Here is a 12,213-nt window from a genome sequence, read left to right as displayed (position 1 = left end):
GTTTTATTATGAATAGTACTGGTTTGATTTCAAAAAAATGTTATACCATCTCCGGCGTAATTGACATCTTTTTAATTATATTTATAAAAATCATATTTATGGACACAATTATTGAAATGGCACTTGCCCTGGTAAAAGCACTGGATGGCAATCCTTCTCTTTAAAAATTTCAGCGCAGGCAAAGCTTATGCTACAGCCTTTGCCTGCGCAAATTTTACACACCCGGCAATACACTCCTCCGCTGTTCTATAATGTAATAATAAAACTAACCTGGCTTATTCCTATACCCAAACCAAGGTATTTTATTGCTGCGGTATTCTGTATTTTCAATATTATTTGAAAATACAGAATATTTAATTACCTTTACAGTATTAAAACAGCAAGATGGAAACCGATACCATTATACAACCTACTGATGTTGATTTGCATCATACCACAACCACTGCACTTTATTACAGCACCATTAAAAACTATTACAATATTGCCGGCCCCGATTATGAAGCCTGGAGCAAAGACTTTAACATGCATTTTGGCTATTGCAAAAAATTCAGTGATATATTTTCACTGGAAAAAATGCTGTACCGGATGAACGATGAGGTACTGGAGCGATTGCAGATTCCTGCCAACAAAGCAACTGCCATTGTTGATTTAGGCTGCGGTGTAGGTACGGTAGCCAGGTATGCCGCTAAGCAATATCCCTGCGCAACAATTACCGGTGTTACCATTGTTGATTTTCAATTAAACAAAGGCAGGGAACTTATTCATAAAGAGGGCCTCGATAAAAAAGTAACTTTAGTAAAAGATAATTTTGAAGGCAGCCATTTTGCCAATGAAAGTTTCGACAGGGCTTATGCATTAGAAAGTGCCTGTCATGCAAATGGCAGCAACAAACAATTGGTGATTAAAGACCTGGCAAAGATATTAAAGACAGGCGGGCAGTTTTGTATTGCTGATGGCTTTTTAAAACATGATAAAAAATTACCCTGGCTCTTCGAAAAAATCTATAAAAAAATAATTGCCTGCTGGGCACTACCCTGCTTTGGCAATATCAATGAATTTACTGCAACACTTGAAAAATATGGATTACAAAATATCAAGGTAGAAGAGATCAGCCTGCGCATTGCGCCTTCTGTTGCCTACGTGCCTTATACCTGCGTTAAATTTTTTATTACAGAACTCTGGAAAAATAAAAGCTTGAAAATGAAAAAAGAAAGATGGAATAATGTTTACGGGCCATTGCTTGGCATGATACTGGGCTTGTACCATAGGCATTTCGGGTATTATATCATCAGTGGAAATAAATAAAAAAGTCCTGCTGTTGCAGCAGGACTGTAAAATATTTTCATGTAATTATTGTTTTACAAAACGTATTGTTCTGGAAACACCATCTGCAGTGTAACCATTGATCTGGTATGTACCTGCACTTAAACCACCAAGATTTAAAGTAAACTGGTTGCTGCCGGCAATTAAATTGTAAGCGATCTTTTGTACCTGTCTTCCGGCTATATCTGTTATCACCACATCCATTTTGGTTTTTTGTGCAGCCGTTACATTCAGTATCGCATTATTGTTTACTACTGTTGGTAATAAGCCTACAATATCAAACCCACTTTCCTTATTCAGTAAAGCAATGACAGTGCTGTAAGTGATCTTACCATTTGCGTCAATCATTTTTAAACGATAATAATTTATACCTGCTAAAGGCTGATTATCGGTATAATCAAATGGTTGCTGACAACGCAATGCATCTGCAGTAATAGTAGTAATTGAAGTATAGTTGCTGTTGTTGGCACTGCGTTCTAAAACCATTGTTGCCGTAGGATTATTGGTACAGGTAACTTTCCAGTTTAAATAATTAGCACTGCCTTGTTTGGTACCGTTCAGGTAATTGAGGTTGATGGGAAGAGGATTGTTTATTGTTGTGCTCGCTAAAGAAAAGGGACCAAATGTATTTGTTAAACTTGTCCAGGTTATTGTTCCCGCAGTTGTTGTACCGGTCGTTTGTCCTAAGCCACTAAAACTAACCCAATTTGCACCATTAGAATAAGCTATTATAAGCTCTGATAAATTATTGATGTAGTTTGGCGACCCGCCATTGCTGCTTGTTGCTGTCCAATACAAACTAACATTCACCGGTGCTACCGAACCTGCCCTGTCTAGTACCCAATAGTCAACTTGGCTCACATGATTTATACCTGCGTTGGTTACGGGATATGCTACTTGTGCAGAGCTACGTTTATATTCTGCTGTGAAGTTATCAGTTGCAGTGCCAGCAGTTGCAGATATTTCAACTGGTACATAGGCAGTAAATGTACCATTAGATTTCCCAACAGGAAAAACAAAAGCAGTATTACCAAATTTCCGAACAGGGCCATCTACAAAACTTGCATTAGATGCTCCGAATATTTGTGATCCCGAACTAAGAATAAGCAAATTAGAAATAGTGGTTCTAAGCACGCCTGATGCAAATATTAATGCTGCAGGTGTTGCAGGAATAGTAAATGAACTCAATAAAGTAACACCCGCGGAAGATGTATTATTTATAACAAATGATATAGGTCCAGAAAATGTGCTCATTGTTAAATTTTGAGCAGATGATCCGTTAATAACGAATTGGTTTTGTGCACCAAAAGATGTTGTTGCTGTAACAGTTCCCCCGGTTTGCGATACATCTCCGTTAATAAGTATTTGAAACGCTCCACTTGTAGTAATCGGTCTGTTGGTCATATTAAAAGTACCTCCGGTCATAGTTAATTTCCCATTTAATAAAATTGTAGTAGGAAATGCATTACCAATATCTCCTGTATAAGTAGCATTACCATACACCGTGCCTGCAGAAATTTTCAGTTCATTGGTAATCGTCCCAAAACACAAGCCTATGGTGGGTGCAGATAATTCTAATGTACCTCCCTGCACCTCCACGTTTCCCAGAGTATAACCAGCTGGTTCAGTTGCAATCCTTAAGCTTCCTGTACCGGTAGACATTACACGAATACTATCCATGCTATAAGATGCCGTTGGAAGCAACACAGCAGAAGATCCCGATATTGTTTGTCCAGTGTTATTCCAAATTAATAAACCATTATAGTTTGCAGCGTTACTTAAAACAGGCATCGTACTTATTACACCAGTAACATTTATTGTAGAACCATTTTGATAATCAGCAGCTGGAATAGTCCCTGCATTTCCGGTTGTCCAATTTAAGCTAGAACCACTCAAAAACCTTGTAGTGGCAATGGTACTATTGTTAAATACAGCTCCCCCATGATTAAAAACAACATTAACGGTACCTGAGATATCCACGTTAGTAAGGTTTGATAATGCACCGTTATTTATCTCCCATGTTGAGAAAGCACCTAAGCTTAATGTTCCGGCAACCTGGGCGTTATTAGTACCTCCAGCACCGTAAGTAGTAAAAAAAACACCGCCGCCATTACCCAAAGACAGGAAGGAACCAGCAGCAACACTCAAAACAGGCGATGCGGCTCCATTATTATTAATCGTCATTGACTTAGCACCTGAAGAAGTAATTATATTACCACCTATTCCCAATGTTCTTAAGGAAGCGATTGTAGGACTTACATCAAGATCACAGGAATTTGCAGAATTAAATATTACCGTATCGGTTGCCAAAGGCACTCTCCCAAGGGACCAATTACCTGCATTATTCCAATTCGAAGGAGTTGCCGCTGTCCATGTATTATTTTGCGCAAACAATACGTTCACCAATAAAGTAAACCCTAAAAACAGTAAACTTTTTTTCATAACTACAAATTATATTAACTAATACAGGATTAAATAAATTACGAAGGCCGCAAGAGGCTGTGTTTTTAAAGGGAAGAGGATCAGGTTAGTGCCGGAAATTATTATGGGCAAGATACGATAAAACTTAAAAACGCTGCCAGTTAAGGATCGCTTTAAGCAACAATGTTTTCCACAGCAGCTAATGATTTGTAAATAAAAAAAGTCCTGCGTTTGCAGTAGAACTTTTTTATCATACCTAAAAATATTATTGCTTTACAAAACGTATTGTTTTAGACATACCCTCTGCTGTATAACCAGTAACCTGATAAGTGCCTGTACCAAGGCCGGAGAAATTAATATTTAACTGGTTGCTGCCTGTAATTAACTGGTACGTATTTTTTTGCAGTTGCCTTCCTGTTATGTCAGTAACTACTACATTCATCTTTGTTTTTTGTGCAGCAGTTACATTCAGGATTGCATTGTTCGCTACTAATGATGGTAAAAGTCCGATAATATCAAACCCTTTTTCTTTATTTAGCAACACGACAATCATACTGTAAGAGATGTTGCCATTAAGATTGGTGATTTTAATACGATAATAATTCAATCCGTATAATAATTTATCATCGTCAAATGAATGTACTGTAGTGCCAACAGATACCAGTGGTATAAAATTTCTGCCGTCTGCGGACCGTTCAATTGCTACATCCCTCACATCAAAAATATTATCGATGGTCCAGCTTAAATATGCTTTATTATTTTGTTTTTCAACAATGAGGTTAATTAATTTTTCAACAGCAAGTATCGAACCTACATTACCCACAACAAATGACGAGCCCAATGATCCCGGTGCAAATGGCCCCGCTACATAAGGGCCGGTAGCCGTAGGCGTGAGATTGCCGGAGGGATCAAGATTCCATGCACCTGGCGATCCTGGAATAAAATGGCCCAGTTCCATATTAGCCGCAGGCAGGCAGGAAGCATTGGCATCAGCGGTTGCATATTGAAAACTCAGGCCGACCAGGCCAGCACTGATATTTGTTGCGGAGCTAACATACCAGGTTCTGTCAATCGTCCTTGTTGGATTATAAATACCTGCAGGGTTATTACCTGGTTCTACTCTCACACTATAATCATTGGTTACAGCTGCGGGCTGGGAAACGATGGTAACAGGATTATACCTTGTACTGCTGACCGCTACAGGAAACAGCGTACTGCTGTTTGCAGGCATCAACCTTATTATTGCCGAGCCTGTGCCATTGGTTACAATTCTTCCGTTACTAATGGTGCTTAAAAACGGAGATGGTACAGATACATCAAAATTATTGAGAGACAAAAATCCTGCTGTAAGATTTAATGCCCGTGGCAGCACCAGCATATTCAGCAAATTAACTCCTGAAACATTATTTGCTATAACCAGATTTACCTGCCCTGTAACATTGTCCATTTCTAAATTCTGCACCGCTCCTCCGTTCATATTGATATAATTCTGAGCTCCCAAAAGAGAAGTGGCAGTGATGGTGCCACCGGTTTGTAAAACATGCCCGGTCACATTTATCTGCCCGGCTCCAAAAGTGGCCGGCATGGGCCGGTTAGTTAAATTTAAAGTGCCGCCGCTAATAATAATATCCCTGTTTACTGTTAATTGCATAGAACCTGCAGCACCTGCTACATCGCCGGAAAAAGTGGCATTTAAAAATACATTGCCGCCACTAATTACAAGATCGGTGGCAATGGTACCTGTTTTAGTGGAAGGAATTAAACCAGGGGCACTTATTTCTAACGTACCGCCTCTTACTTCAATATGCCCAAGGTTAAAACCGGCAGGATCTGTTGTTAAACGCAAAGTACCCAAACCAGTATTTACCACCCGGATGCTATCCATCGGGTATGTGCCGGTGGGCAATAATTGTGCAGCTGCACCTGTGAGCGATGCAGCCTGTGCGGCTGCATTCCAGATGATTAATCCATTGTAATTGGTGCTTGTGCTGAATGCTACCATTGTATTGGTAACACCGGTAACATTAATTACAGAACCATCCTGGTAATCTGCAGCCGGAATGGTACCACCATCTCTATCCCATAAAAGACCGGAGCTACTTAAAAAATGTACTGTTGCACTTGTACTATTGTAAAATAAGGTACTGGTATGAGAAGCCAGAACACTGATTGTTCCTGTAATGTCAGTATCGGTATGTAATGTAGCGCCAACATTATTGATTACCCAACCAGAAGCAAATCCAAAAATCAAAGTACCGGCTACCTGCGCATTATTTACACCACTACCGCTCAAATCATAAGTTGAAAAGAAAATATTAAAAGCTCCTCCATTTCCAATTGATAAAGTAGCGCCGGCGGCAACATTAAATACCGGTGTTAATGCGCCGTGATTATTGATCGTTATCGATCTTGTTGCTGATGAAGAAATTAAGCTGCCGCCAACACCGTTTGCCCTGAATGAAGCAATAACGGGACTTACATCAAGTTCACAAACATTTAAGGAATTAAATATCACGGTATCAGTATTACCGGGAATACCAACGGGTGCCCAATTATTTACATCTCCCCACATACCATTATTAGCACCAACCCATGTTTTTGTATTTTGGGCAAAAATAAAATTCAATAAAAAAATAAAAACAGGTAGAAGTAAAGTTTTTTTCATCGCTGAAAATCATATTAGTAGTTACTGAATTAAAGAAACGTGCTGGTAAAAGAGGAGGCATTATTACAGAGAAAGAATCAAAAGGGTAATAGATCGACAAAAGCAAGATACACTAAAAGCAAAAAAACAGCATATTCATTTTTACAAAAGCAACAATATTTTCCATAAGAAAAACGCATTGGGTAAATAAAAAAAGCCTTCCGGAAATTGAAAGGCTTGTAAAATATCACTTATAAAACTATTGCTTTACAAAGCGAATTGTTTTTATTGGCACCCCCATTGCATAACCTGTTAATTGATAATTGCCAGGGCTGAGCTGTACCAGATTTAATGGCAAATGGTTATTACCAGCAGCCAGATCGCTTGTCAATTGCAGTACCCTTCTTCCGGCGACATCTGTTATTACCATGTTTATTTTTGTTTTTTTATCTGCAGTTATATTCAGTATTGCATTATCCCTTACAATAGATGGCATCAAGCCAGAAATATTAAAATCATAACTGTTATTCTGTAGTACAATTATTGAACTATATATTACCGTACCATTAGCATCAATTATTTTTAAGCGATAATAATCAGTGCCACTTAAAGGATTTGCATCAACATAATCAAATGCCTGCAAACATCTTAATGCATCTGCCGTAATAGAAAAGGCCGTTGAAAAATTTCTTCCTTCTTTACTTCGTTGTACCTCTATTTTGGTATTGGCATTTATGGTGCTTGTCACTTTCCAGTTAAAATAATTTTTACGGTCTTGTGTATACCCATTAAAATAATCCAGTTTAACAGGCAATGGATTAGAGGCATCGGTGCTGGCTAAAGAAAATGGACTAAATGTATTTACGCCTGCCCATGTTATCGATCCTGCCGCAAAGCCACTACCCGCATTAAAAGTACCGCCATAAGTATTCCATTGGTTGCTGCCATTGTAATGCGCCATCACCAGTTTACTCAGGTCGTTAATGTATAATGCAGAACCATTAGCACTACTCTGGCTGGTCCAGTAAAGTGTAACATCAATGGCTGTGGTTCCGCTGCCCCGGTTTAACAGCCAGTAATCAACACCGCTTACATGATCTAATCCTGCTGCATAATTATTGCTGAGCGCTTGTGCACTTTCTCTTTTATAAGCTGCTGTATATTCATCCGTAATTGAGCCAGGTGCAGAAATACTTAATGGCACATAACCAATTCCTGTTTTACCAACAGGAAATATAAATGCAGTATTACCAACTTTTTTTACAAGCCCGTCAACAAAACTATTATTAGATACTCCGGCTACTGAAGCCGTAGCGCTTAATGTCAGCACTGCAGGATCTGTTACAGTCACAATTCCGGAAATAAAATTTACAATACTATTGAATGAAATATTACTGTTGATTTTTACTCCGGCTGCATTACTAAAATTAATGGCTTCATTGCTGTTAAAAGTTATTGTTCCCGAATTGGAAATTGTTTGCAAAATTGCCCCATTAAACGATACCGTTCCTGCACTTGCAGGATTGAAATTTAAAACCTGTCCTGCGCTAACTGAAGTATTCCCTTTAATATTAATTCCACCGGTTAAATTTAAACTTAATGTTCCCTGGGTTATTAGCAGGTTGTTAATGTTTAACGGATTTACACCTGTTACTGATTGATTAAAAGCAGGAAAATCAATTTCCAGGTTAGCGTATGTGCGGCCGGAAAAAGAAAGAAAAAGAATTTGCTGTACTTTAAATAAACTCCCCGTATTAAAAACCACTTTAGATGCAGGTTGTGTTAATGCAAACGGATTGGCACCTGCTTTTTGAATAAATGTTGTACCGGTATTAAACACAATAGCATTTGCAGTACCTGCAGCAGTAAATACATTTCCGCTGCAACCGGCATCTTGTGTAAATACAGCCGGGCTGTTAAATACAATACTGTTTGCATCAGCTGCATCCAGGCGATGTGCGGCAACAGAAAAATTAATACTCCCACCAATACTTGCGGTGGCACCCGTGGCTAAAAACACCGTAGCAGGATTTGTTCCATTAATATTGAATGACGAGCCTGCTGTAACAATAAGATCATCGCCTCCCGTAATGCCCTCAATGGTTAGCACATTATTTGCGGTAGCGGCCTGTAAATTAATTGTGGTATTATTACTAACTGATAACTGGCCAACACTTTGTAGTGGTACATTCGTTGCAGTATTTACACTGCCATTATTAAACAGCAGGATATCATTCGCTGCAGGCGTGGTTCTTGCCGGTGTCCAGTTAACGTCAATTGTCCAGTCGGCCACCCCGGTTTTATTCCATGTATAGGTTACCTGGCCAAAACATTTAGTACAGCACAGGAACAGAAGAAAAACTATAACGGCATATAGTTTTTTTTTATGCCATTGTAATAACAATACAATTACATACAGGTATTTTTTTTGCATAACAACCAGTGGTTATTGATTTAAATAAATGATTGCCTGAACAACTTTACAATATGTTTTTTATGGGATAACGCTTATTTAAGTAAATGCAGGAATAAACAAGACCGGTAAAAATAAATAGTAAGGCCTGCATGGCAGGCCTTACTATTTATCACGAATTTTTATTGTTTTATAAAACGGATTGTTTTTGCTTTTTCGTTATCAGTATAACCAGTTACCTGGTAACTGCCCGGCGCAAGACCCGACAAATTCATTGCTACTTTGTTATAACCTGCAACCAGGTTATAATTATTTTTCTGCACTACCCTGCCCGTTAAATCAGTTACAACAATACCCAGTTGTATATTTTGCGCCGCAGTTATATTTAGTGAGGTGTTACTGTTTACCACTGAAGGGAATAGCCCTGTAATTTCAAAGCCGGATTCTTTGTTAAGCAATACCACTTTGTTGCTATAAGTAATTTTTCTTTCGGCATCAGCCATTTTTAACCGGTAATAATTATAGCCGGGCAATGGGTTATTATCAGTAAAATCAAAGGGTTGCAAACAACGTACAGCATCGGCATTAATGTTATTGATACTTGTAAAATTATTACCGTCTGCACTACGTTCAATACTTAATAAAACTTTTGCAGCGCTGGTACAATTAACTTTCCAGTCCAGCACATTCAATCCATTGTTTCGTGTACCATTAAAATATTCTACCGTTATAGGCAACACACCGGTAATACCATTAAATGTAAAGTCGTTGATACTGTATGTACTATTTGCACTGGAAGCTCCCCAGGCATAGAAACGAAAGGTAATAGCTGAACTAATATTTTGGTATGTGGAGGCAGAAAGATCCACTGTAGCGCCTGCCTCTGTTACTGTACCTATATCAGCTGTAAAACCGTCTATGCTTGACCGGAATGCAAATCCGTTAATCTGGTTATTTGAAGCCTGGCCGGTGTAAACAAAACTTATAAAATTAATATTTTTACCAGAATTAGGAGTTAATGTAAATTCAAAATACGCTGTTAGGTCTATGGCATTAGTATTCCAGCTTCGTAAATTATACCTGTCGTTACCAGTTTGACCAATAGCGCCGGTTCCATGTCCTATTCCAGAAACAGTGATATTGGAATTTACGTTCTGTCCTGTAATGTAAGGATTAATAGTTCCGGGATCGCTACCCGTTATTGGATTATCAAATATGGATTGAGCCATTACACTGCTGCATGTAAAAAACAGCAGGACTAAAAAGAAGTACTTTTGTTTCATCTCTTAATTTTTTATGTTTAAAATAGGTATACAACAAGAGTCAATGTGTTGACAATTGCTACAATAAAAAACAAAATTTAAGAGGATAAAGTCCTGGCTTATCAGGTAAGGGTTTAATTAAATACAGATTATGTATAGAATAAAGATAATGAACTTATAAGTTATTATCAAAAAAAAATCCTGCACAGTATGCAGGATTTTTTTTGATGATTTCTGAGTATATCCCTAACAGGTATACGAAATATCTTAGTGTTTTACAGCTTCTTTAGCTTTATCAACCATTTTACCACCAGCAGCTTTAACGTCTTTTGCAGCTTCTTTTACACCTTCGCCAACAGCTTTCATTTTGCTTGCAGCAGAATCTCCGATTGTTTTCATTTTGCTTGCAGCAGAATCTCCGATTGCAGACATTTTACTTGCAGCAGAATCACCCATTTTTTTTGCTGCAGCAGTTACGCTATCAGCAGCTTTTTGAGCATCAGCAGCCATTGAAGTAGAATCTTTTGGAGTTTCGGCAGCTTTGTCGTCTCCGTTGTTACAAGCTGTCATTACTGAAGCAACAGCAAGAATTGCAAATAATTTTTTCATTGTATTTTTTTTAGTTTTTGATGTGGCGCAAAACTAATAGTTTTTTTTAAATATGCAAACCTTTGAATAGATAAACGGCAATTACACTTTCAGACCGTAAATTTACGCATCCGGATATGCTGAGGCCTTATTTTTTCCTGAAAAACAAGCGTATGGGTACTCCGCTGAATTTAAATTTTTCCCTGATCTGGTTTTCAAGGTAATTTTTATACGGCGTTTTCACATCATCCGGGTAGTTACAGAAAAATGCAAAAGTTGGCGTATGGGTCGGTAATTGGGTAATGTACTTTATTTTGATCAGGTTACCCCTTACCACCGGAGGATGATAAGCTTCCACGGCCTTTAATAGTATTTCATTCAATTGAGAAGTGGGTATCCTGCGCTGCCTGTTCTCGTACACTTCCAGTGCAGCTTCAATACTTTTAAATATCCTTTGCTTTTCATTTACCGAAATAAATATGATGGGCACATCAGAAAAAGGAGCAAATTTCTTTTTTAATGTGGCTTCGTAATCTTTGGCGGTATTGGTCTTTTTCTCCTCTATTAAATCCCACTTGTTTACCAGCACCACAATGCCTTTACCTTTTTTAGCGGCCATGGCAAATATGGCAAGATCCTGTGCTGTAATACCTTTACCTGCATCCAGCATCAGCATACAAACATCTGCTTCGTCCAATGCTTTTATAGCACGTATCACAGAATAAAATTCCAGGTCTTCATGCACTTTTGCTTTTTTACGGATACCAGCAGTATCTATTAAAACAAATTCTTTATTGTATAAATTATAATGGGTATGAATGGTATCTCTTGTGGTACCTGCAATATCACTTACAATGGTTCTTTCTGTTCCAATTAAAGCATTTAATAAAGAAGATTTACCTACGTTAGGCTGGCCAATAATGGCAAATTTAGGCAGGCCTGCATCTCCTGCTGATGCTTCATCATCGGGTTTCATCAATGCGGTAATAGCATCCAGGATTTCTCCTGTACCGCTACCGCTGATAGAAGAAACAAAAAATATGTTTTCAAAACCAAGACTGTAAAATTCACTGGCTTCTAAAAGCCTGTCGTGGTTGTCCACCTTATTTACAACCAAAAAAACAGGTTTGCTGCTTTTGCGTAATATCCTGCTCATGCTTTCGTCAAGGTCTGTAATACCAGTGGAAACATCTACCATAAAAATAACTGCACTGGCTTCTTCCACCGCAATCATTACCTGTTTGCGTATTTCCTTTTCAAAAACATCATCGCTGCCGGCAACAAAACCGCCGGTATCAATTACGTTGAATGTTTTACCGGCCCATTCGGCAATACCATACTGCCTGTCACGTGTAACACCGCTTACATCATCCACAATGGCCTTACGCTCTTCCAGCATACGGTTAAAAAATGTACTCTTGCCTACATTGGGCCTTCCTGTTATTGCTACTGTAAAACTCATACCCCTGTCCCCTAAAGGGGAACTTAGTTTTAATGTTTATAAATTTTTTCAACCAGTATTCAATTTGAACTGCCTGAAAAATGTAATTCTATTTTTAATT

8 protein-coding genes are annotated in these 12,213 nt (G+C 38.3%); 2 read left to right on the top strand and 6 right to left on the bottom strand.

What is annotated here, in order from left to right:
- Positions 1-8: 8 nt before the first annotated feature.
- Both ACQ334_RS04895 and ACQ334_RS04890 read left to right on the top strand, forming a co-directional pair.
- The gene (locus tag ACQ334_RS04895; RefSeq protein ID WP_430987049.1) at positions 9-164 is read left to right on the top strand and encodes a hypothetical protein; all 156 of its coding nucleotides are present in this window, start codon (positions 9-11) and stop codon (positions 162-164) included.
- Positions 165-384: 220 nt separating this feature from the next.
- Complete coding sequence (locus ACQ334_RS04890) at positions 385-1,305, top strand: SAM-dependent methyltransferase (RefSeq protein WP_430987048.1); 921 nt, start codon at positions 385-387, stop codon at positions 1,303-1,305.
- A gap of 45 nt (positions 1,306-1,350) precedes the next feature.
- Here the strand turns inward: ACQ334_RS04890 and ACQ334_RS04885 are convergent, their stop codons facing one another.
- The 6 genes from ACQ334_RS04885 to der all read right to left on the bottom strand — a co-directional run bounded on the left by ACQ334_RS04885 (position 1,351) and on the right by der (position 12,113).
- The gene (locus ACQ334_RS04885; RefSeq protein WP_430987047.1) at positions 1,351-3,765 is read right to left on the bottom strand and encodes a T9SS type A sorting domain-containing protein; all 2,415 of its coding nucleotides are present in this window, start codon (positions 3,763-3,765) and stop codon (positions 1,351-1,353) included.
- 244 nt (positions 3,766-4,009) lie between these two features.
- Positions 4,010-6,409 carry a hypothetical protein gene (locus ACQ334_RS04880; protein ID WP_430987046.1) on the bottom strand — a complete coding sequence of 800 codons (2,400 nt, stop codon included), beginning with the start codon at positions 6,407-6,409 and terminating at the stop codon, positions 4,010-4,012.
- A 238-nt stretch (positions 6,410-6,647) separates the two neighbouring features.
- Entirely contained in the window at positions 6,648-8,822 is a 2,175-nt protein-coding gene (locus tag ACQ334_RS04875) for a hypothetical protein (RefSeq protein ID WP_430987045.1), read from the bottom strand.
- Positions 8,823-8,983: 161 nt separating this feature from the next.
- The gene (locus ACQ334_RS04870; RefSeq protein WP_430987044.1) at positions 8,984-10,084 is read right to left on the bottom strand and encodes a T9SS type A sorting domain-containing protein; all 1,101 of its coding nucleotides are present in this window, start codon (positions 10,082-10,084) and stop codon (positions 8,984-8,986) included.
- Between the two features lie 246 nt (positions 10,085-10,330).
- Positions 10,331-10,672: a hypothetical protein gene (locus ACQ334_RS04865; protein ID WP_430987043.1), complete on the bottom strand. Its 342-nt coding sequence runs from the start codon at positions 10,670-10,672 to the stop codon at positions 10,331-10,333.
- Between the two features lie 127 nt (positions 10,673-10,799).
- Positions 10,800-12,113 (bottom strand): ribosome biogenesis GTPase Der, encoded by a 1,314-nt coding sequence (gene der / locus ACQ334_RS04860; protein ID WP_430987042.1) that lies wholly within the window; start codon positions 12,111-12,113, stop codon positions 10,800-10,802.
- Positions 12,114-12,213: the final 100 nt, after the last annotated feature.

It is taken from the genome of Ferruginibacter sp. SUN106 (assembly GCF_050611765.1).
Taxonomy (GTDB): Bacteria; Bacteroidota; Bacteroidia; order Chitinophagales; family Chitinophagaceae; genus Ferruginibacter.
The sequence above is the reverse complement of the archived record's forward strand: the minus strand, read 5'-3'. Positions and strand labels throughout refer to the sequence as shown.